This is a genomic window from Streptomyces sp. NPDC057474 (assembly GCF_042802555.1).
Lineage (GTDB): Bacteria > Actinomycetota > Actinomycetes > Streptomycetales > Streptomycetaceae > Streptomyces.
Genome location: NZ_JBHVDX010000001.1, coordinates 35,657 through 60,481, shown reverse-complemented (window position 1 = coordinate 60,481; position 24,825 = coordinate 35,657). Strand labels below are relative to the sequence as shown.

General features: G+C 70.6%; 22 protein-coding genes. 9 read left to right on the top strand and 13 right to left on the bottom strand.

From position 1 onward, the window contains the following. Positions 1–185 precede the first annotated feature (185 nt). From ACFU53_RS00295 to ACFU53_RS00275, 5 genes are all read right to left on the bottom strand, one after another. Positions 186–404 (bottom strand): hypothetical protein, encoded by a 219-nt coding sequence (locus ACFU53_RS00295; protein ID WP_383984022.1) that lies wholly within the window; start codon positions 402–404, stop codon positions 186–188. 2 nt (positions 405–406) lie between these two features. Next, complete coding sequence (locus tag ACFU53_RS00290; protein WP_383984019.1) at positions 407–2,395, bottom strand: glycoside hydrolase family 127 protein; 1,989 nt, start codon at positions 2,393–2,395, stop codon at positions 407–409. A gap of 117 nt (positions 2,396–2,512) precedes the next feature. Next, entirely contained in the window at positions 2,513–3,334 is an 822-nt protein-coding gene (locus ACFU53_RS00285) for a carbohydrate ABC transporter permease (RefSeq protein ID WP_383984016.1), read from the bottom strand. Positions 3,335–3,348: 14 nt separating this feature from the next. After that, positions 3,349–4,311, bottom strand: a complete 963-nt coding sequence (locus tag ACFU53_RS00280; RefSeq protein ID WP_383984013.1) for a carbohydrate ABC transporter permease — start codon at positions 4,309–4,311, stop codon at positions 3,349–3,351. A gap of 283 nt (positions 4,312–4,594) precedes the next feature. After that, positions 4,595–5,911 carry an ABC transporter substrate-binding protein gene (locus ACFU53_RS00275; RefSeq protein ID WP_383984010.1) on the bottom strand — a complete coding sequence of 439 codons (1,317 nt, stop codon included), beginning with the start codon at positions 5,909–5,911 and terminating at the stop codon, positions 4,595–4,597. A gap of 303 nt (positions 5,912–6,214) precedes the next feature. Between ACFU53_RS00275 and ACFU53_RS00270 the strand changes: the two genes are divergently transcribed. Then, on the top strand, positions 6,215–7,243 hold the full coding sequence (locus ACFU53_RS00270) for a LacI family DNA-binding transcriptional regulator (RefSeq protein ID WP_383984007.1): 1,029 nt from the start codon (positions 6,215–6,217) through the stop codon (positions 7,241–7,243). 137 nt (positions 7,244–7,380) lie between these two features. Here the strand turns inward: ACFU53_RS00270 and ACFU53_RS00265 are convergent, their stop codons facing one another. Further along, positions 7,381–7,842, bottom strand: a complete 462-nt coding sequence (locus ACFU53_RS00265) for a MarR family winged helix-turn-helix transcriptional regulator (RefSeq protein ID WP_383984004.1) — start codon at positions 7,840–7,842, stop codon at positions 7,381–7,383. 116 nt (positions 7,843–7,958) lie between these two features. Between ACFU53_RS00265 and ACFU53_RS00260 the strand changes: the two genes are divergently transcribed. From ACFU53_RS00260 to ACFU53_RS00245, 4 genes are all read left to right on the top strand, one after another. Next, the gene (locus ACFU53_RS00260) at positions 7,959–8,357 is read left to right on the top strand and encodes an HGxxPAAW family protein (RefSeq protein WP_383984001.1); all 399 of its coding nucleotides are present in this window, start codon (positions 7,959–7,961) and stop codon (positions 8,355–8,357) included. A 138-nt stretch (positions 8,358–8,495) separates the two neighbouring features. Beyond that, the gene (locus ACFU53_RS00255; RefSeq protein WP_383983998.1) at positions 8,496–9,611 is read left to right on the top strand and encodes a LacI family DNA-binding transcriptional regulator; all 1,116 of its coding nucleotides are present in this window, start codon (positions 8,496–8,498) and stop codon (positions 9,609–9,611) included. 266 nt (positions 9,612–9,877) lie between these two features. Then, on the top strand, positions 9,878–11,938 hold the full coding sequence (locus ACFU53_RS00250) for a discoidin domain-containing protein (protein ID WP_383983995.1): 2,061 nt from the start codon (positions 9,878–9,880) through the stop codon (positions 11,936–11,938). 28 nt (positions 11,939–11,966) lie between these two features. After that, positions 11,967–12,572, top strand: a complete 606-nt coding sequence (locus tag ACFU53_RS00245) for a TetR/AcrR family transcriptional regulator (protein ID WP_383983992.1) — start codon at positions 11,967–11,969, stop codon at positions 12,570–12,572. A gap of 39 nt (positions 12,573–12,611) precedes the next feature. Here the strand turns inward: ACFU53_RS00245 and ACFU53_RS00240 are convergent, their stop codons facing one another. The 5 genes from ACFU53_RS00240 to ACFU53_RS00220 form a co-directional block, all read right to left on the bottom strand. Beyond that, a complete protein-coding gene (locus tag ACFU53_RS00240) occupies positions 12,612–13,193 on the bottom strand; it encodes an ATP/GTP-binding protein (RefSeq protein WP_383983989.1) in 582 nt (193 codons plus the stop codon). Then, positions 13,180–13,536: a DUF742 domain-containing protein gene (locus ACFU53_RS00235; RefSeq protein ID WP_037704979.1), complete on the bottom strand. Its 357-nt coding sequence runs from the start codon at positions 13,534–13,536 to the stop codon at positions 13,180–13,182. The genes ACFU53_RS00240 and ACFU53_RS00235 overlap by 14 nt, the downstream gene beginning before the upstream one ends. A 1-nt stretch (position 13,537) precedes the next feature. Further along, entirely contained in the window at positions 13,538–13,966 is a 429-nt protein-coding gene (locus tag ACFU53_RS00230; RefSeq protein ID WP_020114533.1) for a roadblock/LC7 domain-containing protein, read from the bottom strand. A 46-nt stretch (positions 13,967–14,012) separates the two neighbouring features. Further along, positions 14,013–16,421, bottom strand: a complete 2,409-nt coding sequence (locus tag ACFU53_RS00225) for a nitrate- and nitrite sensing domain-containing protein (protein ID WP_383983986.1) — start codon at positions 16,419–16,421, stop codon at positions 14,013–14,015. A gap of 299 nt (positions 16,422–16,720) precedes the next feature. Beyond that, on the bottom strand, positions 16,721–17,731 hold the full coding sequence (locus ACFU53_RS00220; protein ID WP_383983983.1) for a substrate-binding domain-containing protein: 1,011 nt from the start codon (positions 17,729–17,731) through the stop codon (positions 16,721–16,723). 392 nt (positions 17,732–18,123) lie between these two features. On the opposite strand from ACFU53_RS00220, the gene ACFU53_RS00215 reads away from it, so the two are divergent. The 4 genes from ACFU53_RS00215 (at position 18,124) to ACFU53_RS00200 (ending at position 23,555) form a co-directional block, all read left to right on the top strand. Next, a complete protein-coding gene (locus ACFU53_RS00215) occupies positions 18,124–20,181 on the top strand; it encodes a pectinesterase family protein (RefSeq protein WP_383983980.1) in 2,058 nt (685 codons plus the stop codon). A 169-nt stretch (positions 20,182–20,350) separates the two neighbouring features. Continuing rightward, a complete protein-coding gene (locus ACFU53_RS00210) occupies positions 20,351–21,838 on the top strand; it encodes an alginate lyase family protein (protein WP_383983977.1) in 1,488 nt (495 codons plus the stop codon). A gap of 58 nt (positions 21,839–21,896) precedes the next feature. Continuing rightward, positions 21,897–22,256, top strand: a complete 360-nt coding sequence (locus tag ACFU53_RS00205) for a DUF779 domain-containing protein (RefSeq protein WP_383983974.1) — start codon at positions 21,897–21,899, stop codon at positions 22,254–22,256. A gap of 129 nt (positions 22,257–22,385) precedes the next feature. After that, positions 22,386–23,555 carry a phosphodiester glycosidase family protein gene (locus tag ACFU53_RS00200; RefSeq protein WP_383984208.1) on the top strand — a complete coding sequence of 390 codons (1,170 nt, stop codon included), beginning with the start codon at positions 22,386–22,388 and terminating at the stop codon, positions 23,553–23,555. Between the two features lie 92 nt (positions 23,556–23,647). Here the strand turns inward: ACFU53_RS00200 and ACFU53_RS00195 are convergent, their stop codons facing one another. Together ACFU53_RS00195 and ACFU53_RS00190 are read right to left on the bottom strand one after the other, a co-directional pair. Then, complete coding sequence (locus ACFU53_RS00195; protein ID WP_383983971.1) at positions 23,648–23,842, bottom strand: hypothetical protein; 195 nt, start codon at positions 23,840–23,842, stop codon at positions 23,648–23,650. A gap of 103 nt (positions 23,843–23,945) precedes the next feature. Next, entirely contained in the window at positions 23,946–24,815 is an 870-nt protein-coding gene (locus ACFU53_RS00190; RefSeq protein WP_383983968.1) for a phosphatidylinositol-specific phospholipase C/glycerophosphodiester phosphodiesterase family protein, read from the bottom strand. Positions 24,816–24,825 lie beyond the last annotated feature (10 nt).

The following is a 24,825-nucleotide window of genomic DNA, read 5'->3' as shown; positions in this document are numbered from 1 at the left end:
GTGGGAGGGGCGGACCGTGGCACCGGCGGCGAGGTTGTCCGTCGCCGTGCCGGTCAGGTCCCGCGCGGCCTTGGCGAACAGGTCGGTGACCCGGTCCTTGCGGCCGTACTCGACGTCCTGCGGTGCCGCGACGGCCGTACGCAGCCCGGTGGTCCGGGCCTTGGCGCCGCCGCCGTCCGGGAAGGTCACCTTGCGTGTGACGGGGTCGTAGACGCGGTGGGTGAGACGGTCGGCGGTGAGGGCGAGCCTGCCGGTACGGGCTCCGCCGATCCGGAGTAGACGGGGTAGCCGATCGCCGAGTTGTCCGCCTCGGCCGGAACGGCGGCGGCGAGCGTGCCGAGCAGTCCGACGGCCGGCGCTCCGGCCAGGGTTCTGTGGTGGTGCCGTCTTCGTGGTCCGCGCACGACTACCTCCCTGTGTCGGTGCCGCTGTCCGGGTCTTCGGGCCGGCCCTCTTCGGTCGTCGGCAGCCACACCCGCATGGTCGAGGGGCCCCGGTCGGCCCAGGAGTGGTAGGGCACGAGGACGATCCCGGTGGGGTCGGCGGGCTGCTGTTCATGGGGGTGCCCCAGCGGCTCGTACGGCCATGCCGCCTCGCTCCGCCCTTCGCGTACGGCGACCTCCCCGGCGACCACGACCGTGCCGCCCGTGCCCTCCGTGCCGCCGCCCGGCCCGTCCTCGGGGTCAGCGGACGTGTCCACCCGGATCGCGTCGACCTCGTGGCCGTCCGGCAGGTCGACGGACTCGGCGCAGTACACCAGCGGGCCGCGCTGGACGGCCACCGTGCCGCGTACGGCGTCGATGCGGGGGTCGGCGTGGATCCAGCGCGGGGCGACGGGCAGTTCCAGCCGTATCTCGTCGCCGGGCCGGAAGACCCGGGTCACGGCCGCCGTGCCCGGGGCGACCGGGCGGCGCACGCCGTCGGGATCGACCAGCCACGCGGTGGCGCCCGCCGCCCACTGGGGCACGCGCAGCGAGAGGGCCCACGGGTGGGCCGGGGAGCGGCCGATCCGGACGGTCACGCTCCCGCCGGACGGGTAGTCGGTGCGGACCCGCAGGGCGACACCCCGTCCACCGGTGAGGGAGGTGGCGATGTCGGCGTCGGCGTACTGGTGCAGCTGCACGCCCTCGTCGTCCGCCGTCGCCAGGTAGGCCGGCAGTTGTGCCAGGGTCCGCGCCACGTTGGTCGGACAGCACGACACCGCGAACCAGGGGGCGCGCAGCCCCGAGTCGGCACGGGGGCTGTCGACGTCCGCCTGCGGTGCGACGCCCCGGTGCCGCCGGTGCAGGGTGTTGGCGTAGAAGAAGGACCGGCCGTCCTCGGACGGGGAGGTGGCGACGACGTTGAACAGGGTTCGTTCGACGAGGTCGGCGAAGCGGGGTTCGCCGGTGGCGAGGAGCAGCCGCCAGCCGAGCATCACGGAGGCGACCCCCGCGCAGGTCTCCGAGTAGGCGCGGTCCGGGGGCAGGACGAAGTCGGCGCCGAAGGACTCGTCGCGGTGGTGCGAGCCCATGCCGCCGGTCAGGTAGGTGCGACGGGCGACCGTGGCCTCCCACTGGCGTACGACGGCGGCGAGCAGCTCGTCGTCGCCGGTCTCCACGGCCACGTCGACGGCGCCTGCGGCGAGGTAGAGGGCGCGGACGGCGTGACCGCGCAGGGCCGTGGCCCGGCGGACGGGGAGGTCGTCCTGGAAGTAGGCGCGGCCGAACTCGCCCTCGGTGAGGGTGCCGTGGCCGCGTCGGTCGACGAAGAGGGCGGCCTGGTCGAGGTAGCGCTGCCGTCCGGTGAGCCGGGCCAGTTCGACGAGAGCCGACTCGATCTGCGGGTGGCCGCAGAAGGCCTCGATGCCGCCCGGCCCGAAGGTGGCGCAGACGTGGTCGGCGGCCCGCTGGGCGATCTTCGCGAGTTCGCCCTCGCCCCGGGCGCGGGCCTGGGCCACGCCGGCCTGGACGAGGTGCCCCTGGCAGTACAGTTCGTGGCCCTCTTCGAGGTCGCTGTAGCGGGCGGGCTGACCGGGGCGGCCGAAGGCGGTGCTCAGATAGCCGTCCGCCTCCTGGGCGGGGGCGACGAGGTCGGTGAGGGCGGTGATCTCGGCGTCCAGCGGGGCGCCGTCGCCGTTCGCGGCCTCCCAGGCCATGGCTTCGAGCAGCTTGTAGACCTCGGAGTCGGCGAACTCCCGGCCGCGCCGGTCCCGGTGGATCCTGCCCTCGACGGCGGCCCGGAAGTTGCCGGTCCAGCCGACGCGGTCCATCCAGTCGCGGCAGTGGTCGAGCGTGGCGGTCGTGTTGGTGTGCCGTCGCCGGGCCCAGAAACCCCCGGTGATCCTGACCTCGTCGAGGCCGAGCGGCCGCAGTCGGCCACGGGTCGGCGCCACGGGCAGGACGGATGACGTCACCGTGTTCTCCCTCACCTGTTCATGCCTTCGGTTCGTCCCTTCGGTCGGCGGTGGGCTGTCCACGTCGTCGCGCCGCGCGTATGCGTCGGCCCTCGAGCGCGTCAGCCCTCGAGCGCGTCAGCCCTTGAGCGCGCCGGACATGAAGCCCCGGATGTAGTGCCGTTGCAGCAGCAGGAAGAGGAGCAGGCAGGGCACGGCGAGGACCACCACACCCGCCTCGGTCGCGCCGTAGTCGACGGCGCCCATGCTCTGCTGCCGCAAGTTCGCGACGGCCAGTGGCAGGGGTGCCTTCGCGCTGTCGGAGATGAGGATCAGGGGCGCGATGAAGTCGTTCCAGGCCGCGAGGAACGCGAAGAGCCCCACGGTGATCAGCCCCGGCCGTACCGCCGGGAGGAGCACCCGGCGCAGCGCGCCCGCCGTGCCGCAGCCGTCGACGAGCGCCGACTCCTCCAGTTCGCGCGGCACCGCCTCGAAGGAGATCCGCATCATGAAGGTGGCGAACGGCAGTTGGAACATGGCCAGGACGAGGCTCAGCCCGATCAGCGAGTTCTGCAGCTGCAGCCTGCCGAGCAGTACGTAGAGCGGTATGAGGAGGGTGGCGTACGGGACCATCAGGATGGCCAGGGTCAGCAGGAACAGCAGGTTCTTGCCGGGGAAGTCGAAGCGGGCGAAGGCGTAGCCGCCGAGCAGGGAGACACCGAGGGTCAGGGCGACCGTGAGCGCCGAGACGACCGTGCTGTTCAGCAGGTACTGCCACAGACCGGCGTCGTACTCGAGCAGCGTCCGGTAGTTGCCGAGGCCGTAGCCCGAGTCCTGGGCGGTGCCGGGCTGGGGGCTGGCCGACGCCCAGGTGTTCCACAGCAGCGGGAAGAGGAAGATGACGGCCAGACCTCCGGCGACGACGTAGTACGGCGTACGGCCGAGGGCGCGGGTAAGCACGGTCGGGTTCCCTCTCATGACTCGTCGGCGCGGCGCAGACCGCGGAACTGGAGGGCGTTGAGCAGGAGCAGCACGGCCAGCACGATGATCGACAGGGCAGCCGCGGTGCCGAGGTTCAGCCGCTGGAAGGCCTCGCGGTAGATCAACTGGACGACGGTGACGGTGCTGTTGTCGGGGCCGCCCTTGGTGAGGATGAAGAACTGGTCGAAGGCGAGCAGCGATCCGGTGACGCACAGGAGCAGGGTGAGCGCGAGGGAGGGGCGCAGCAGGGGCAGGGTGATGGAGCGGAAGATCTGGGCGCGGCTCGCGCCGTCCATCCGCGCCGCCTCGTACACCTCGTGCGGGATGCGTTGCAGGCCCACGAGCAGGATCAGCATGTAGAAGCCCGCGAACTTCCAGACGATGAGGAACACCGTCGACAGCAGGGCGGCAGTCGGTGTGCCGAGGAAGGACACCTCTTCGTCGACGAGACCGAGCCCTTCGAGGATGTCGCCGAGCGGGCCGGTGGTCGGGCTGTACAGCCCCCAGAAGAGCAGGGAGGCGGAGGCCAGGCCCAGGGCGCTGGGCAGGAAGTAGACCGTACGAAAGAAGCCGGCGCCCGGCCGTGACTCCTGGACGAGCAGGGCGAGCAGGAGCGCCAGGCCGAGCAGTACGACGGTGACGACCCCGGTGTAGAGGAGGGTGAAGCGGACGGCGGGCCAGAACAGCGGGGCGTCGGTGATGTCGGTGTAGTTCTCGGGGGCGTTGACACCTCGGTCCCCGGCGAGCAGCGGCCAGTCGCTGAGCGACATCTGCCCGACGAGCAGGAGGGGCAGCAGGAAGAAGACCCCGACGAACACGGCCGTGGGGGCCGCGTAGGCGAGCCCCTTGGCCTTGCGGGACCGCCACCGGGGCGCCGACGCGCGCGGCGGACGGCCCCGGTGTTCCGGCCGGGGCCGGGGCCGGTGCGCGGTCGGCGCGGACTCGGCCACCTTCACCGGGTTCTACCGAAGACGCCCCGGCCCTCAGGCCGGAGACGAAACGAGAGCCGAGCCAGCACATGAACCTCCAAGCTGTGCCGTACCGAACCGGGCTGGTTCCAACCCGGCTGGTGTTGATCGTGTAAGACCTGTCGAGCCACTGGCCCGTAGGCGACGTGCGCCAGGAATCCCCCTGCCTCAGCTGGGGGAGGGTCCAACTGCATGCCTCTCCTCTGCTGACAGGCCAACGGGGACTGGGAGGGGTGGCGCCCCGTACGTCGCCCGGTCAGGGCGCCCCACCTCAGTCGGCGAGCGACTTGCTGACGGCCTCGTTGTCCTGGTCCACGGACGTCCCGTCGCCGAAGACGGCGTCGCGCATCAGCGTCAGCCAGGGCCCGTTGGGGTCGTTGAAGGTCTGGCCGAACTTCAGCGCGTACGGGGTGTGGCCGTCGCCGACGAGCTTGTTGATGGCGACGAGGCGGGGGTCGGCATCGGAGTGTTTGTTGGACGCCAGGTCGGTGCGGGCCACGACGTCCTTGTGTGCGGCGACGACGTCCACCTGTGCCTCGTCGCCGAGGGTCCAGGCGAGGAAGTTCCAGGCCTGGTCGGCCTTCTCGCTGGTCGCGGAGATGCCGATGGCGTCACCGCCGACGAACGTGGTCCCGCCGCCGTCGGGGCCGGGGATGGGGGCGACCCCGAGGTCCAGGTCCTTGGGCATCAGCCCGAGCGTGGTCGACGGCATGGGCATGACCCCGACCTTGCCCTTCGGGAAGATCCCGGTCCAGGTCGTGCCCGTCTCGTCCTTCGCGCCGGGCGCCACGATGTCGTCGTCGACCCAGCCCCGATAGGTGTCGTAGACCTTCTTGGCGGTGGCGGAGGCGAGTCGTGCCTCGGTGCCGTCCTCGTTCAGCACCTCCTCGCCCGCGGCCCAGATCGACGGCCACCAGGTGAAGACGCCGCAGCCACCGCAGTTGCCGCCGAAGAAGGTCCCGTTGACGTCCCCGCCGAGGGCGTCCACGGCACGCGCCTGCTCGTCCCACTCGGTCAAACTGGTCGGCGGCTTCTCGGGGTCGAGCTTCGCCTTGCGGTAGAGATCCTTGTTGTAGAAGAGCACCGACAGGTCGAGGGTGTGCGGCACCACGTACTTCTTGTCCTCGTACGTGCCGGCCTTGATGTGCGACTGGGCCAGGTTCTCGGCGAAGGGCAGGGCGTCGACGCGTTCGGTGAGGTCGGCGAAGAGGCCGCTGGAGGTGTAGTTCGGGACGAAGACCACGTCGGAGGCGAACAGATCGGGCAGATCCCGGGAGCCTGCGGCGGCGCCGACCTTGGCCTGGTAGTCGTCGGTGGGGACGACGGTCAGCTCGACCTTGTTCTTGTGGTTCGCGTTGTACGCCTTGACCAGGGCCTCGCTCTGCGGCCTGGTCGCCGCGCGGGTCCACATCGTCAGCGTGGCGCCGTCGTCGACGCCGGTGGCGTTCGCCGCTCCGCCGCCTCCGCCGCCTTCCGAGCCGCCGTCCCCCGACCCGCAGGCCGTGACCAGGCTCGCGGTGGCGAGCAGTGCGACGGCTCCGGTGACGAGGCGGCCCGCGCGGCCACGCGGTCCGACCGTGCTCCCCATGTTCGATCCCCCTTGTGTCGCGGCGGGCCGTGCGGGGCCCACCGGTCGGGACGATGGATGTGCTGGCACTGAACCGAGTGACGGACGAGTGACGGACGAGTGGCGGAATCGAAAGAAACCGAAAAGGCTTTCTGAAACGCTAGGGCGCACCCGAATACCCGTCAATCCCCTTGCAGAGAGCGGTTGTCGGTGGCTCACAGAAACCCGTGGCAGCATCTTGACCGAAACGTTTGCCGTAAGGTTCCGGGTGGGGCGTGCCATCCTCGGCGAGGTCGGCACGCGTGGCGAGACAGGAGATCACGCATGGCACAGGCCACCGGCCCCTCTCGTTCGCAGCCCGCCACGCTCGGCGACGTCGCCCGGCTGGCGGGCGTCTCTATCGCCACGGCGTCCAAGGCACTCAACGGCCGCAGCCAGGTCCGCGCGGAGACCAGGCAACGGGTCGTCGAGGCCGCCGAGCGGCTGTCGTTCCGCCCCAACCAGGTGGCGCGCGGTCTGCTCGCCGGGCGCACCGGCACCGTCGGCCTGCTCACCAGCGACCTGGAGGGCAGATTCGGCATACCGATCCTGATGGGCGCGGAGGACGCCTTCGGCGCGGGCGAGGTCGCGGTCTTCCTCTGTGACGCGCGCGGCGACGCGATCCGCGAACAGCACCACCTACGCGCCCTGTTGGGCCGCCGGGTCGACGGCCTCATCGTGGTCGGCAGCCGCACGGACCCGCGCCCCTCCCTGGGCCGCGAGCTGCCCGTCCCGGTCGTCTACGCCTACGCCCCCTCCGACGACCCGGAGGATTTCTCCGTCGTCCCGGACAGCGTCGGCGCCGGCCGGATCGCCGTGGACCACCTCCTCGCCTGCGGCCGCACCCGGATCGCCCATATCACCGGCGACCCCGGCTACCTCGCAGCACAGGACCGGGCCGAGGGGGCGCGGGCCGCGCTCGCCGACGCCGGCCTCGCCCTGATCGGCGAACCACGGTTCGGCGCGTGGTCGGAGGGCTGGGGGCGGGCAGCCACCGCCATGCTCCTCGACCGCCACCCCGACGTCGACGCCGTCCTCTGCGGCAGCGACCAGATCGCCCGGGGCGTCATGGACGTCCTGCGCGAGCGCGGCCACCGCGTTCCCGAGGACATCGCGGTCATGGGCTTCGACAACTGGCAGATCATGACCGCCGGTTCCCGACCACTCCTGACCAGCGTCGACATGAACCTCGAACAGGTCGGCCGAGTCGCCGCCCACGCCCTCTTCACCGCGATCGCCGGCACCCCGAGCAGCGGGGTCGAGACTCTTCCGTGCAAGGTGGTGATCAGGGGCTCGACGGCACCGCTGTCCTGAGGGCGCGGCCCACGCGGGGCAGATTGCCGGTGTCGGCACCCGAATCGACCGTCGTCCTCACCGCCGCGCCCGGTACCGTGACGACGGTACGACCGCCGTAGGGCGCCCCCGCTACGGCGACGGAAGGGCCGCCCGTCTCAGCGGGACTCGTCCAGGTACCCGCGCGCCAGCTCACCCGCGCGCGCGAACCAGTCGGTGAGCAAGGCCAGTTCATCGGCCGAATATTGGGCGAAGAGTTCAGCGAGGCGGGCGTAGAACGGGCCGTACACGGCCGCCACCCGCTCGGCGGCGTCCGGGACCGCGACCACGCGGACGCGGCGCCGGTCGGCGGGATCCGGCTGCCGGGTCACGAACCCGCCGCGCTCCAGCCGGTTGAGGACGCCGGTCACCGCCCCCGTGGTGACCTGCGCGCGCCCTGCCAGATCACCGGCGGTGACCGGCGTGTCCCCGGCCTCCATGACGTACGCGAAGCAGACGAGATCCGTGACGCTCAGCCCGAGTTTCCGGGCGAACTCCTGCTGGCCGACGATCATCGTCGCGATCAGGCCGTCCATGGCGCTGATCGCGTCCGGAACAGTGGGGTGGCGTTCGGCCTGCATTGAATTTGCCTCCGGGGCAAGCTAAATTCCTTACTTGCTAAGACATCATAGTCCGGCGCCGTGGGCGTGGCTGCGGCGTGCCGTGGTGCGACACGGCACGCGAGGGGAGCAGACGCGTGAGTCTTCACGATGACGGCCACACCGTCGCCGGATGGACCGGCACCGCCATCGGCACCGCGGGGTCCGCGGCACTCGGTCTGGCCGTCTGCGGCTGGACCCCGGGGTTCGCCCTGGGCATCGCCATCTCGGTACTGGCACTCCTGGCCACCTGGGGCCTGCACCTCGCCGGCTGGGGCAAGCCGCCGGGCCCGCGCCCCCGGGACCAGTGGAGCCCCTGGGTCCGCGACCGCTCCGCACGCGGCGGCCACGTGGACTGCCTCGGCTGCCGCCTGGCCGGCCGCCGCCGCATCCCGGCCCCGCTCCCGGCCGTACCCGGACCCGCCACCAGCCCCGAAGGCGCCGGCACCACCGGCACCCCGACCGCCACGGTCTCGGCGGGCGACTCGTCGTCCTGACCCGGCGCGACGGCAGCGCGACAGCACCACGGCGACAACACGGCGACAACACGGCGACAGTAAACGCTTACTGTCACCAGGGAGCCCGGTTCCCGAACCGCGGCCCGCCGGCCCCCACCCATGCAGTAACGTCGAACCGTGACGGTCAATGAAAACGGTCGCCGGAGCAGCCCCGACCCCACCGGGGCCAGGCGTCGACGGAGCAGCACCTCGGGCGGCGAGCGGCCCAGCACGATTCGGGATGTCGCCGCGCAGGCCGGGGTGTCCGTAGCAACCGTTTCCCGCACGCTCGCCGGCAACTACCCGGTGTCCACGGAGACCAGGGCCCGGGTCATGGCGGCGGTCGACTCGCTGCACTATGTGGTGAACGTGCACGCCAAGGCGCTCTCCGGCCGGGTCGCGGGCCCCGTCGCCCTGGTCATCAAGGACATCACCGGCCCCTCCCTCGCCCATGTCGCGGCGGGGGTGGAGCAGGCGGCCGCCGACCGGGGCCGGCTGAGCCTGGTGTGCGCCACGCACGACGACTCGGCCCGCGAGGACGACCTGGTCCAGCTGATGCGCGAGCAGCACGCGGCCGCGGTCCTCCTCGTCGGCGGGGCCGCGCAGGACGAGGCGTACCGGCGGCGGATGGCCGAGTACGCGACGGCGCTGGACGCGGCGGGCTCCCGGCTGGTGCTGGTGGGCCGCCCACCGCTGCCCGGCGATCTGCCGGTCACGGTGGTGCAGTACGACAACCGGGGCGGCGCCTTCCAGGCCGCCGACCATCTGCTGACCGCCGGCCACCGGCGCGTCCTCTTCCTGGGCGGGGTCCCCGGGCTCAGCACCTCCGATCAGCGCCGGGACGGCTTCCTGCACGCCCTGCGCGCCCACGGCGTCGCGCACGTCGAGGAGTTGGAGCTGCCCGGCCCGTACACCCGCGTCTCGGGCTATCAGCGCACCCGGGAGGCGCTGGCGGCCGGCCTGGGGTTCACTGCGGTCTTCGCGGGCACCGACATGGTCGCCACGGGGGCGCTGGCCGCGCTGCGCGAGGCCGGTCTCGACGTCCCGGGTGACGTCTCCCTGGTCGGCTTCGACGACGTCCCGTTCGCCGCCGACCTCTCCCCCGCGCTCACCACGGTGCGGGTGCCGTACGAGGATCTGGGGCGCACGGCGGTCCGGTTGGCGCTGGAGCGCGAGGAGCGCCTCGGGGGCGATGACCACGTGGTGCTGAGCACGCAGTTGGTGATCCGCCAGTCCGTACGCACGCTTTCATGAAGGTACACGCCGGTTGGTGAAAGCGGGGACGCCCGGACAACCCCCGTACCTTCACAGGACTTTGACGAAGCGTCTTTCCGCCGTAGGGCCATGAGCGGCATCAGGTCAACTGTCCCGGACTATTGACTCGGGTCAACTCAGTAGCGATTCTCGTCACATCGCTTGTGCCAGCCATGACAATCGGACTATGGCGTCGTGGGTGTTCAACGCGTCCCGGAACGGTCTGGCCGATCGACCGTGCATCCCCCCGACCGAGGACGTGAGTGATGACCAGGACTCCACGCGCCCATCGCAGACGCAGACCCCTCATGGTGCTGGCGCTGTTTCTCACCACGATGGGCATGCTGCTCAGCCCGTCGTCCAGTTCGGCCGCCACCGGCGATTGGTGGCTGCCCACCTCCCGGCCGTCGCCCGACTCCCAGATCAACGTGACGGGCGAGCCGTTCAAGGGGACCAACTCGGCGGGCGACGTGCGCGGGTTCGTCGACGCGCACAACCACCTGTTCTCCAACGAGGCGTTCGGTGGCCGGCTCATCTGCGGCAAGGTGTTCTCGACGTCGGGCATCGCCGACGCGCTGAAGGACTGTCCCGAGCACTACCCGGACGGCAGCCTCGCGCTCTTCGACTACATCACGCACGGCGGCGACGGCAAGCACGACCCGGTCGGCTACCCGACGTTCAAGGACTGGCCGGCGTACGACTCGATGACGCACCAGGCCAACTACTACGCCTGGATCGAGCGCGCCTGGCGCGGCGGTCAACGGGTGCTGGTCAACGACCTGGTCACCAACGGCATGATCTGCTCGATCTACCCGTTCAAGGACCGCAGCTGTGACGAGATGACCTCGATCCGGCTGCAGGCGAAGATGACCTACGCCCTCCAGGACTACATCGACGCGCAGTACGGCGGCACCGGCAAGGGCTGGTTCCGGATCGTCACCGACAGCGCGCAGGCCCGCACCGTCATCGCGCAGGGCAAGCTCGCCGTGGTGCTGGGCGTGGAGACCTCCGAGCCGTTCGGCTGCAAACAGATCCTCGACATCGCGCAGTGCAGCAAGGAGGACATCGACGAGGGCCTCGACGAGCTGTACGACCTGGGTGTGCGCAGCATGTTCCTGTGCCACAAGTTCGACAACGCACTGTGCGGCGTCCGCTTCGACGAGCACGGTCTCGGTACGGCGATCAACGTCGGCCAGTTCCTGTCGACGGGCACCTTCTGGCAGACGGAGACGTGCAAGGGCCCGCAGAAGGACAACCCGATCGGTGAGGCGTCCACGGAGGCCGAGGAGGATCTGCCGGCGGGCACCGAGGTGCCGGAGTACGACGAGAACGCGCAGTGCAACGTGCGGGGGCTCACCGATCTCGGCGAGTACGCCGTGCAGGGCATGATGCAGCGCAAGATGATGCTCGAGATCGACCACATGAGCGTCAAGGCCACCGGCCAGGTCCTGGACATGTTCGAGGCGGCGTCGTACCCGGGCGTCCTGTCCTCGCACAGTTGGATGGACCTGAACTGGACCGAGCGGGTCTACTCCCTCGGCGGTTTCGTCGCCCAGTACATGCACGGCTCCGAGGAGTTCAGCGACGAGGCCGAGCGCACCGACGCGCTGCGGACCAAGTACAACGTGGGCTACGGCTACGGCACCGACTTCAACGGCATCGGCGACCACCCCGCCCCACGCGGCGCGAACACCTCCAACCCGGTGACGTACCCCTTCAAGAGCGCCGACGGCGGCTCGACCGTCGACAAGCAGACCACCGGTACGCGCACCTTCGACTACAACACCGACGGTGCGGCCCATGTCGGCATGGTCCCGGACTGGATCGAGGACATCCGGCTCGTCGGCGGCCAGGGCGTCGTGGACGACCTCTTCAAGGGCGCCGAGTCCTACCTCGACACCTGGGGCTCCTCCGAGTCCCACCAGGCGGGCGTGAACCTCGCCAAGGGCGTGACGGCGACGGCCAGTTCGTCCGAGTCGAACCCCGTCACCAGCTACCAGCCCGGCCGGGCCGTGGACGGCGACAGCGGCACCCGGTGGGCGAGCGACTGGAGCGACAGCCAGTGGCTGAAGCTGGACCTCGGCTCCTCGCGCGTCGTCAAGAAGGTCACCCTGGACTGGGAGCGGGCCTACGGCAAGGCGTACCGGATCGACGTCTCGACCGACGGCTCCACCTGGAAGACCGTGTGGTCCACGACCTCGGGTGACGGCGGTCTGGACACGGCCAAGTTCTCCGGTGTGACGGCCAGATATGTTCGGATGCTGGGGACCGACCGCGGTACGGACTGGGGTTACTCCCTCTACGAGGTCGGCGTCTACAGCAGCTGACCGCACATAACGGGGGAAAGGGATCCACATGGCACGCTTGCCGTCGGCCGAGCGGCGCAGACAGCTCACCGAGGCCGCGATCCGCGCGATGACCCGGGACGGCGTCCCCAGGACGACGACCCGGTCCATCGCGGCCGAGGCGGGTGTGTCGCTGAGCGTCTTCCACTACTGCTTCGAGTCGAAGCAGGAGCTGATCGAGTCCGTCATCACCACCATCACCGGGCACTATGTGACGCTGGTGCGGGAGGCGATCCGGCCGCGGGAGACGCTCAGGGAGACCGTCCGGGCCGGTTTCCAGGCGTACTGGGACCATGTGTCCGCCCACCCGGGCGAGCACATGCTCACCTACGAACTGACCCAGTACGCCCTGAGGGAGCCCGGGTTCGAGCATCTGGCGCGGCGGCAGTACGAGATGTACCGCGAGACCTACGCCGACCTGATCGAGCAGCTGCGGCAGTCCATGGAGTTCGAACTGACCGTGCCCGTCCCCGTGCTGGCCCGCTATTTGGCCGCCATGACGGACGGCCTCACCCTGAACTTCCTGGTTCTCGGCGACGACACGACCTGGACGAACATCCTCGACACGATCACCGACCACGTGGCCGGCCTGGTGCGCGAGGAGGTCCGTCCCTAGGAGCTCCGGCGCCGCCCTCGCGACTCCGCCGCCCGGCCCTCAGCGGGCCGAGGCGGCGATCAGCTGGTCCAGGAGGGCGATCAGGACGTCGCGGCACGAGGTGCGTTCGCGGGCGTCGAAGAGCAGCACCGGCGTGTTCTCGGGCAGGGCCAGCGACTCGCGGATCACGTCGGGCTCGTAGGGGTGTTCCCCGTGGAAGCCGTTGACGCCGATGACGAAGGGGATCTTGCGGCGTTCGAAGAAGTCGATGGCGGCGAAGCTGGACTCGGGCCGGCGCACGTCGACGAGGACGACGGCGCCGAGCGCGCCGATCGCGAGGTCGTTCCACATGAACCAGAACCGCTGCTGTCCGGGCGTGCCGAACAGATAGAGCACGAGGTCCTGGCCGATGCTGATCCGGCCGAAGTCGAGGGCCACCGTGGTGGCGTGCTTCTCGGGGATGCCGTCGAGGTCGTCGACACCGAGACCGGCTGTGGTGAGGGGTTCCTCGGTGCGCAGCGGGACGATCTCGCTGACCGACCCGACCATGGTCGTCTTTCCGACGCCGAATCCGCCGGCGATGAGGATCTTCACCGTGTCGGGAGCCGAAATCCCCTGGGGGGTGGGGTCAGAGCCGGCCAAGGCCGTCCCTCACTTTCTTCAGCAGGTCCAGGTCGGGGGCGCGGGAGATCAGCCGTGGCTGGCGCACGCTGATCCGGCCCGCTTCCAGCAGGTCACAGAGCATGATGGCGACCACGCTCACCGGGAGGTCGAGCTTGCTGGCCAGCTCCGCCACCACGATCGGCTTCGCGCACAGTTTGAGGATCCGGGCGTGCTCCGGCTGCGGCCGGGTGCCCCCGGCCGGCTGTGGGTCCACGGCCGTCACCATGGTGATGAGGGTGAAGTCGCCACGGGCGGGCCGGGTCCGGCCGCCCGTCAGGGTGAACGGGCGAACCAGCCGGCCCGCCGCGTCGCCTCCGTTCACCTCACTCGCCGCTGTCGGCCGCGACCACACCGGCGCGTGGTGCCGCGCTGAGGTGCTCGCCGATCTTCTTCACCAGCATGTTCATCTGGTACGCCACCACGCCGACGTCCGCGCCCTGTCGGGTCAGCACGGCGAGGTTGGCGCCGGGTCCGGCGTTGGTGAGGATAAGGAAGGCGTTGCCCATCTCGATGAGCAACTGGCGGACGGGGCCGCCGCGGAAGTCCATGCTGACGCCCTTGCTGAGGCTCATCAGGCCCGACGCGGTCGCCGCGAGCCGCTCGGCGTCGTCGCGCAGGAACGCGGTGGACTTGCTGACGACCAGTCCGTCCTCGGAGAGCACGACGGCGTGGTCGACCTCGGCGACCCGGTCCACCAGTCCGGTGAGCAGCTGGTCGAGCTGGCTGTGCGTGGCGGGGATGGGGCGTGTCATCTGTGTGTCCTTCAATGAGCGGTCTGCGTGGGGAGTCGTTGGGACGTCAGGTACCGGAGGCGGGGATCCGGTCTCCTGGGTCTTCGGATGCGGATTCCTCCCCTAGTGCGTACTCGGGTTCCGCGTCGTCGTCACGTGCCTGGAGCGTTCCGCGCTGGAATCCGGCGAGCGAGGAGGCCGCGCGCTCGGCCGTGAAGTCGTCGGCGTCCCCGTCGGGGCAGGGCTCCGCCTCCTCCTTCAGTTCGGCTGCCAGACTGGTCTGCGGGATCCGGCGGGGCAACGGCATCAGGCCGCCCTTCTTCCCTGCCGGGGACTTCCTGACGGCGGCCGGCCGTGTCCCGTTCGCGTCCTTGACGGGGTCGGCGGTCCGCCCGTTCACGGCCGGCTTCTCCTCCGCCACACCGTCCGGTTCCTGCCGTACGGGTTCGGGCTCGGACTCCGCCGCGGCGGCGACCCGGGCGGCCACGAGCGAGGTGCGCAGGGGCGGTTCGGCGGCGTCGGTGCCGTCCTCGTCGGGGGCGGGGGCCTCACGGACCACGATCTCGTCCGGGATCAGCACGATCGCGGTGGTGCCTCCGTACGGCGAGGCGCGCAGAGTGACGGTGATGCCGTGCCGGGTGGCGAGCCGGGCGATGACGAACATGCCGAGCCGGAGGTCGTCGGCGAGCGCGACCACGTCGAACTGCGGAGGCACCGCCAGCTGGGCGTTGAACGCGGCGTAGTCCTCCGCGGACATGCCGAGCCCCCGGTCCTCCACTTCGAGGGCGAGCCCCTTGGCGACGATCGCGGCGCGGACGCTCACCGGGCTGGGCGCGGGCGAGTACGAGGTCGCGTTGTCGATGAGCTCGGCGAGGAGGTGGATCACGTCGGCCACGGCGGGCGGGGCGATCCACACGTCGTCGTCGGCGTGCACCTCCACCCGCTGGTACTCGGCGACCTCGCCGACGGCGCTGCGCAGGATGTCGATCAGCGCTACCGGTTCGGTCCAGCTGCGGCCGGGGCGCTCGCCGCTGATGATGACCAGGTTCTCCTCGTAGCGGCGCAGCTGGCTCGCGGTGGAGTCCAGCTCGTACAGGCCCTTGAGGATCTCCGGGTCCTGGTGCTGGCGCTCCAGCTTGTCGAGCTTGGTGAGCTGGAGGTTGACGAGGTTCTGGCTCTGCCGGGCGATGCCGAGGATGACGCGCTGGAAGCCGCGCCGGGTGTCGGCGAGTTCGACGGCGGTGTGCACGGCGGTGCGCTGGGCGGCGTTGAACGCCTGGGCGACCTGGCCGAGTTCGTCGGTGCCGTAGTCCAGCGGGGCCGCGGCGGCGTCCACGTCGACCTTCTCGCCGCGGTCGAGGCGGGCGACGACGTCGGGCAGCCGCTCCTCGGCGAGGCTGAGGGTGGCCGTGCGGAGGCCGGTGAGCCGGCGGGACAGGGAGCGGGTGATGCGCCAGGACATCACGACGCACACCAGCAGTGCGGCGAGACCGCCGGCGCTCAGCGAGCCGGCCTTGATCAGCAGACCGCGCGCCTCCTCGCCGCTGCGCTCCAGCAGCCCCTGGGTCTGCTCGCGGATCAACTGCTCGTACTGGCCGGACAGCTTCGTCATCGAGGCGTCCCAGCGTGCCTGGGCCTGAGGCAGTTTGGTCTTGCGGGACTCCCCGGTGCCCGTCGTGTGGGCCGAGAGGACCTGGTCCTCCACGGCCTGCAGCGCCTGCCAGTCCCTGCCCTGGACGATCCGTTCGACGGCGGTCTTCACCTCGCCCTCGATCGAGGGGACGAGCTGATTGTCGACGAGCCAGCGCCGGGCGCTGACCACCTGGGAGAAACGCTCCCGGGTCGCCTCGTCGAACTCTCCCGAGGGCCAGTTGAGGGTGAGGACCGCGTCCTCCTGGGAGACCAGCTCCGCCGCCTGAGCGAGGGTGACGAGAGGCCCGGCCTGCGACGTGAGGTCACCGTCGTCGACCTGGGTGAGCTGCTGAAAGGCGTGGATCTGACCGTCGATGATCGAGCTGTAGTGGTCCAGGACCTGCTCGGGCGTGATGTCAGTGGGGTTGTCCACCTGGTCGCGGTAGTACTCCAGGCTGTTCGACGCGCCCAGGACCGAGTACAGCTGATCGCCGATGCGATCGGGGGCGTCCTCTATCTCGCTCGCACGACGGTCCAGTTTGGCAACCGCCGCGTCGGTCTCCCGGCGCTGCTGCTCCAGAGCGTCCATGGAACTGCCGGGGGCCGCCATGTAGGCGGCCGACAGGGCACGCTCGCGCTGCAGGGCGAGGGTCGCGTCGGTTCCCATGGCGCCGGTGGACTTGCTCAGTCCGGTCTGCGTCCGCAGCTGCAGTCCCTCCGAGAACATCTGGGCCGTCGTCACACCCCAGCTCACGGCCAGCGTGACACTGGGGATCAGAGCCAGGAGGATCAGCGAGAGACGTATGGAGCCGAGACGGCGCCGGGCGCCGGTCCGTGGGGGCATCGTCGTCCTTGGGCGGTTGGCGGGGAGCGGAAGGGATCGGGGGCGGGGCGACAGGGGCCCGAGGATGGTGGGTGGACACCTGTCAGTACAGCGCACAGGGGATGCGCTGGATGTTATCCGCACAAGTGAACGCACGTCGCAGGGGTGGTCGGAAGTTTGGCGTCGCCGTTACACGACCGTTCCGGATGCTTGGGTTCCGGGGTGTGGTCATGCCCGAACGGAAGGTTCCGTTTGTCTGTGCGGGGCGGCCCGCAGGCCTCGGCTCGACGGAGGTCGCACGGGAGTCCGGACGCCTCACGTCAACGGGTCCCGTTCGCCGCGAACTTCGCGATTCCGGCGATGTTCTTCTTGGTCACGAACGCCGGGCCGGTGAGCACGGGCGCGACGCCGCCGCCGCTGGCGTTGCCGTTGGTCTCGTACAGCCACAGCCCGTCGACCGCGAGGTAGCCCTGGAGGTACGGCTGCTGGTCCACCGCGAACTGGATGTCGCCGCTCTTCACCGCCTTGACCAGGTCCTCGTTGAGGTCGAAGGTGGCGACCTTGGCCTGGCTGCCCGCGTCGTCCACCGAGTCCACGGCCGCGAGCGCGATCTGCGCCCCGAGCGTGACGACCTCGTCGATGGTCGGGTCCTGGCGGAGCTTCGCGGCGACCGAGGCGGTCACCGAGTCCATGTCGGTGCCGTCCACATAGAGGTTCTCGGTCTGACCGCCGAAGGCCTTCCGCACACCGGCGCAGCGGGCCTCCACGGCGACGTTGCCGCGCTCGTGGATCACGCAGAGGGCGTGCTTGGCGGCGCGGGCGTCGAGTTCGTTGCCGAGCGCCCGGCCGGCGACGCTCTCGTCCTGACCGAAGAACCCCAGCAGACCCTGCGCCTGCCAGGCGTCGATGCCGGAGTTGAGTCCCACCACGGGTATGCCCGCGGCGCGGGCCTCGGCGACCGCGCTCCGCATCGCCTGCGGCTTGGCGAGGGTCACCGCGATGCCGTCGACCTTGTCGGCGATCGCTTCCCGCACCAGCTTCGCCTGCCCCGCGGCATCGGGGTCGCTGACGAAGGTCAGCTCGATGCCGTCCTTCGCGGCCGCGACCTCCGCGCCCTTGCGGACCAGATCCCAGAAGGCGTCCCCCTCGGCGCTGTGCGTGATCAGCGCGACCTTCATCCCGCCACCCGGGGCACCCGACGCGTCCGTGTCCGAATCGGCCTCCGAGCCGCCGAAGACCGAGCAGCCGGCGACGGTCAGGCAGACGGCGGCGGCAAGCGCCGTGGCACGGAAGGCCGTGAAGATCCTTTGAGACGCGGGCGGTGGGTTCATGGGAGCGCGGCACCTCGCTGTGCGACCGGGGTGGGAGGTCTGGGAGAGCGAGGTCGCCGTCATCACCGCGATGACGTGCGGCGACTGGCTGACTTTCGCTGGGCGGAGCCAATCGCGTGTGACGCCCGGTAGTCAAGTGAACAACGGAATCGATGTGTTGCTGTGACGGCCCGGTTCTGACCTGCAGGCACGTGTCAACGGCCGCCACAGGCCGCGGCCCGGGGACATGGACCGTTCCACCCCTTGCACGGGGGTCGATTATCGGCCACATCCGGCCCCGACACGAAGTTCCGGTCTCCTGGCCGAAATTCGTACCGAAGGGCGGCAACCTCTTCGCATCCGGCGGCGACTGCTCCGCTGACGACCATCCCCGCACGGAACGGAAGCGACGCGTGAGCGAGAACCACGGCAAGGCCCGCCACCGCAGAAGGAAGACCGCCCTCGTGGCCGGTGTCCCCCTGACCCTGGCCGCCGCCGGGACCATGGCCTACGGCACGGTCTTCGGCGTGTTCGGCGAGGACGCCCAGCCCCGGGCCGCGGCAGCCGCCCCCACCTGGGCCGGCGAGACCGCCGACGGCTTCGCGTCGGTGAACGCGCTGGGCCAGAACGGCACCTACGGCGGCCGGGACGGGAAAACGGTCACCGTGAAGACCCTGGCCGACCTGGAGAAGTACGCGACCGCCGCCGAGCCGTACGTCATCGTCGTGGCCGCGACGATCGACATGAACCCGGTGGGCAAGGAGATCAAGGTCGCCTCCGACAAGACGATCGTCGGCTCCGGCACCTCGGGCCACATCGTGGGCGGCGGCTTCTTCCTGGGCTCGGGCGTCCACAACGTCATCATCCGGAACCTGACGATCCGTGACTCCTACCAGGGCACCTGGAACGACAAGGACCACGACTTCGACGCGATCCAGATGGACGGCGCCCACCACGTCTGGATCGACCACAACGACCTGCGGCACATGGCGGACGGCCTCATCGACAGCCGCAAGGACACCACCTACGTCACGGTGTCCTGGAACAAGCTGAGCCAGAACAACAAGACCTTCGGCATCGGCTGGACCACGAACACCACCGCCGACCTGACGATCCACCACAACTGGTTCCGCGAGACCGAGCAGCGCAACCCGTCCACCGACAACGTGGCCCACGCGCACCTGTACAACAACTTTCTCGAGGACGTGTCGGGCACGGACATCACCTCGTCGTACGGCAACTACGCGCGCGGCAACACGAAGATGGTCCTGGAGAACAGCTACTTCCAGGGCATGAAGAACCCGGTCACCAAGGACTCCACAGCCGCCCTCGTCCAGCGCGGCAACGTCTTCTCCGGCACCTCCGGCCGCAACGAGAGCGGCGGCACGGCCTTCGACCCGAAGACGTACTACAGCTACACCCTCGACAAGACGGCCGACGTGCCCGGCCTCCTCAAGTCCGGTGCCGGACCGCGCAGTTCGATCGGCACGACCACGACGGCCAAGGCCGCCGCGGCCACCACGCTCACCGTCGCCAAGAACGGCAGCGGCCAATACACCAGCGTGCAGAAGGCCGTCGACGCCGTGCCCGCGAACAACGCCTCGCGCGTGGTGATCTCGGTCGCGCCGGGCACGTACCGGGAGGTCGTGAAGGTCCCGTCCAACAAGCCGCACGTCACCATCCAGGGCTCGGGCGGCAGCCGCAAGGACACGACGATCGTGTACGGCAACGCGGCCGGGACACCGAAGCCGGACGGCTCGGGCGGCTACGGCACACCGGGCAGCGCCACCATGTCCATCCAGTCCGACGACTCCCAGGTGCGCAACCTGACCGTCACCAACGACTTCGACGAGGCGGCGAACCAGTCCGTCACCGGCCACCAGGCGGTGGCACTGCTGACGCAGGCCGACCGGATCGTCCTCGACGGGGTCATCGTCAACGGCGACCAGGACACCCTGGAACTGGAGTCGGCCGCCAGTGACAAGCTCGGCCGGGTCTACATCGCCAACTCCTACATCACCGGCAACGTCGACTTCATCTTCGGCCGGGCCACGGTGGTCGTCGACAGGTCGGTCATCACCCTGAAGAAGCGCTGGGACGGCACCTCCGGCGGATACATCACCGCGCCGAGCACGCCCGCGAACCGCAAGGGCATCCTGATCAACCGCTCCACCGTCAACGGTGACGTGTCCGCCGCCAGCTTCTCCCTCGGCCGCAACTGGCACCCCGGCGGCTCCACGACCGTCGACCCGCAGACCACGGTCCGCAACAGCACCCTCAGCGCCGCGGTGAGGTCCAAGCCCTGGTCCGACATGGGCGGCTTCTCCTGGAAGGACGACCGCTTCGCCGAGTACAAGAACACCGGCGCGGGCTCGGGCAGCGCGAGCGCCGACCGCCCGCAGCTGACGGACGCGCAGGCCGCCGACCAGGAGGTCGCCGACTGGCTGGGCGGCTGGACGCCGGGCGCCTGATCCCGCACGGACCTGATCCCGCACGGACCTGACTGCGCACGGACCTGACTGCGCACGGACCTGATTGCGCACGAGACGCACCGCCCCGCCTTCTGTTTTCTGTTATCTCCCCGGGGCCGGTGCGTCTCCTGTTCGCAGGCAGACGTACCCGAGACCCGAGGACCCCCACGTGACAGCACAGATCAGCCGCAGGAGCACGCTGAAGATCGCCGGTATCGCCGGGGGCGCGGTGGGCCTGGGCATCGGAACGGGCATGGCGGCGACGCCCGCCTCCGCGGCGGGCGGCGCCTTCGCGCACCCCGGTCTGCTCCACACCGAGGCGGACCTCGCCCGGATGGCGGCCAAGGTGAAAGCGGGCGCCCAGCCCTACACGGCCGGCTTCGCCAGGCTGACCGCCAACCGGCACGCACAGAGCGGCTGGAAGGCCAACCCGCAGGCGACCGTGACCCGCGGCGGCACCGGCCAGAACTACGTGATCCTCTACAACGACATCCACGCCGCCTACCAGAACGGCCTGCGCCACCACATCACCGGCGAGTCCGCGTACGCCGACACCGCCGTGGCGATCCTCAACGACTGGTCGGCGAAACTCACTTCGCTGGCGGGCAACGCCGACCGCTTCCTGGCCGCCGGACTCTACGGCTACCAGATCGCCAACGCCGCCGAACTCGTCCGCGACCACCCCGACTTCGAGCTCGACCGCTTCCAGGAGATGCTGAGCGGCGTCTTCGCACCGCTCAGCGACGACTTCCTGGTCAGGCACAACGGCGCCGTCGTCACGAACTACTGGCCCAACTGGGACCTCGCCAACATGGCGTGCGTCCTGGCCACCGGCATCTTCTGCGATGACAAGACCCAAGTCGCCCGCGCCGTCGACTACTTCAAGAACGGCGAAGGGCTCGGCGCCGTCAAGAAGGCCATCCCCGTCGTCCACGACGACGGCCTCGCCGAGTGGCTGGAGGCAGGCCGCGACCAGGGCCACGCCCTGCTCGGAGTCGGCCTGATGGGCACCTTCTGCGAGATGGCCTGGAACCAGGGCATCGACCTCTACGGCTACGACGACAATCGCTTCCTCAAGGGCGCCCAGTACGTGGCCAAGTGGTCAGTGGGCGGCGAGGTGGCCTACACGGCCAACACCCGCGCGAAGGGCGCGATCAACGGCTGGTCCGGCAGGGAGACCGCGTCCGACGCGGCCGGCGTCGACCCGAACATGACGCGCCCCATCTGGGCCATGATCGCCAACCACTACACCAACCGCCGGGGCCTAGACGCCTCGTACGTCACCCGTATCGCGGCCAAGGCGGCCCCCGAGGGCGGTGGCGGCGACTACGGCCCCAACAGCGGCGGCTTCGACCAACTGGGCTTCGGCACCCTGGCGTTCACCCGGGACAAAGCCACGGCGGCCGAGGCGAGCGCGTCACCGTCGGCGTCCACGGCCGCGTCGGGCTCGGGCTCCGGCGCCACCTCGAAGAAGGGCACATCGTCCGCATCCCCGTCCCCCTCCGCGAGCGCCCAGGGCGGCCGGGGCGAGGACCTGGCCGCGACCGGCACCTCCGACTTCCCGGCCTGGACCGCCGCGGGCGGAGTGGCGGCCCTCGCCGGCGGCCTCCTCCTGCTGCGCCGCCGCAACCGCGCAGGCGTCCGGTCGGAGAGCTGACCGGTCGCGCCGGGGCACGCAACGTCCTCGCAACCTGACGAGGCGTTCACTACGGACCATGGATGTGGTCCCGCGCGTAGAACTGACCCCCGCGGCCGCCGATCTCGTACGGCGGCTGCGGGCGGCCCACGGCCCGTTGATGTTCCACCAGTCGGGCGGCTGCTGCGACGGCAGCGCGCCCATGTGCTACCCGGACGGCGAGTTCCGTACGGGTAACTCGGACGTCCTCCTCGCGGAGCTGACCGTCGACGGGGTCGACGAAGCGGTCGGGTTCTGGATGTCCCGCAGCCAGTACGAGGTGTGGAGTCACACCCGGCTGATCGTGGACGTCGTACCGGGCCGGGGCAGCGGTTTCTCCCTGGAGGCACCCGAAGGGGTGCGTTTTCTCATCCGTTCCCGCGTCATCGGGGCCGAGTAACCCCCCGGCCGATAGTCGTCTGGTCCACTTCTCCTGAGTCCTGGGACAGTTGACGAGACATCAGGGGGCGCCGTGACACGTCGTGCTGGACGGTTCAGAACGGTATTGACGGTTCTCGCGGCGTGGAGCGTGCTGACCGGCGCGGCCCTCGTGGGGGCGGCACCGGCCAGTGGCGCGCCCCGGGCCGTCGTCATCGCACCGGGCATCGAGTACAGCCAGTTCGACATCCAGGCGGCCAAGGGCGTGACGCACGCCCATGTGCTGAGCGTCGACTTGCGCAACCGCCAGGTGGGCCTCGGGCTGCTGTACCCGGGGAAGGTGGCCGCGCGGGCGACCGTGTCCCGGCTGGCCTCGTCGGCGGGTGCCGTGGCCGGGGTCAACGGCGACTTCTTCAACATCACCGAGACCCAGCATCCGGGCGTCGCGGCCACCGGAGCGCCGGTCGGCCCGGCGATCGCCGACGGGCACGCGCTCAAGGCCGCCGTACCGAAGGGCCAGCGCTTCGGCCCGGCCCTGCCGCCCGGCACGGGCACCAAGGACGTACTGGGCGTCACGACCGGCGGCACGGCCCGCCTCGACAGCATCGCCCTCGACGGCTCCGTCACCACCGCCGAGGGCGATCTCCCGCTCCGCGGCCTCAACCAGTACGCCCTGCCGGTCGGTTCCGTCGGGGCGTTCACCTCGGACTGGGGCAGCGTCTCCCGGATGCGCGCAGTCTGCGGCACGGACACCGACCGGGCGGCGCCGTGCAGCACCGACACCCATGAGGTGCTGGTCGCGGACGGCCGTGTGGTCCGCTCGGCCGGCACCCCCGGCAGCGGCGCCGTCGAGGCCGGCGCCACCGTCCTCGTCGGCCGCGAGGCGGGCGCCCAGCAGCTGCGCGAGCTCTCCCCCGGCGACCCGGTGGAGGTACGGCACCGCCTCGTCGCCTCGACCGGAACCCCGTACGCCTTCGCGCTCGGCGGCTACCCGGTCATGCGGGGCGGCCGGCCGCTCCCCGGCCTCGACGACACGACCTCGGCGGTACGCACCGCCGCGGGTGTCGCAGACGGCGGCCACCGCCTCCTGCTCCTCGCCCTGGACGGCGCCGCCGCCTACCGCACCGGGCTCACCATCGCCGAAGTAGCCGACACCATGCGGCAGTTGGGCTCCGTAGACGCGTTCAGCCTGGACGGCGGCGGCTCGTCCACCCTGGTCGCCCGCGCCCCCGGCACGACCACCGTCACCGTACGAAACCATCCGAGCGACGGCACCGAACGCGCGGTACCGAACGGCATCGGCGTGTTCGCGAAGCCGTGAACTCCGGGGAAAGGCACGGGGCGCAGCCCCTGCTTCTCAGGGGCGCGGAGAACTGCGCGAGCAACCACATACAACCCGCACCCGCCAACACGTCACGGCCTCAGACTGCTGACGATGTCCGCCGTCGCCGTGAGGCCGTTGTGGATGGTCGGCGCGAGGCTCGTGCTGGCCATGTAGAAGCCGAGCAGGACACAGACGGCGGCGTGCGAGAACTTCAGCGCGCCATTGCGCATGAAGACCACCGTCAGGATCACCAGCAGCACCACCACAGAGATGGAAATGGCCATCGTCAACCTCCTCCGCCACGCCCACTTCGCGGCATTCGGCCGTAAGTGTGGCGTAGCGGAGGGTTGGTCCGTGCGGCTGACGTGTCCGCCGAAGGAGTGGTGTCTACGCCGGCCGGTGGGCGTCCAGGAACGCTTCGAGGCCCGCGAGGTCGTCGGTGTTGAGGTGGTCGACGTCGGCCGCGACCAACTCGCCCCACAACGCCTCCCGAGCCGGGCCCGCCAGGTCGGGCGTCGCCCAGAACCGCATCGTCTGCCCGCGCCCGTGGGCCGTCGAGACGATCGTGCGCAGCTTGGCGCGCTCGGCCTCCGGGAACGGACCGACGCCCTGCCAGGTGAAGTTGAGCGTCCAGTTGTCGGAGATCAGCGGGATGAAGGAGGCGGGCGCGGGCGTCGCGCTGACGAGGTCGGCGAGCCGGCCGTCGTAGAAGGCGCGCCGCACGGTCTGCGCCTCCATGGGCACACGGGCGGCCCGGTCCCCGGAGATCACGGCCGTGACCGCGCCCGGGTGTACCCGGCCGTGCGCGTATGTCGTGAACAGGTGCCGGTAGCGCCGCAGATGGCGGTCGAGTTCGAGGTACGTGGACGAACCCTCGGTCTTGATGTCGATGAGGAGCTGCAGCGGCCCCCGGTGCGCCCGGTACACCGAGCCGTGGTTGGCGCGGACGCGGGCGGCTAGCGGGTCCAGGTAGAGCGATTCGAGGGTGCGGGTGGGGTCGAGGTCGGTGGCGTCGTGGGCGACGAGCAACTGGTCACCGACGAGGAAGATGTCGGCCTCGACGCTGCCGAAGCGGTGGTCGAGGGCGTCGAGGAGGGGGCGCGGGTGCTCGTAGTCGTTGTGCGCGTGCGCGCGCCACAGCGGGTGCGGGCGGTGCTTCTGTTCGCCGGCCAGCGCGCTCGTGGCGGGCAGGGCGACCGCACCCGCGAGGGCGGCGCCGAGGGTGGTGAGCGCTCTGCGACGAGTGGTGAGGGCCATGCTCTGCCTC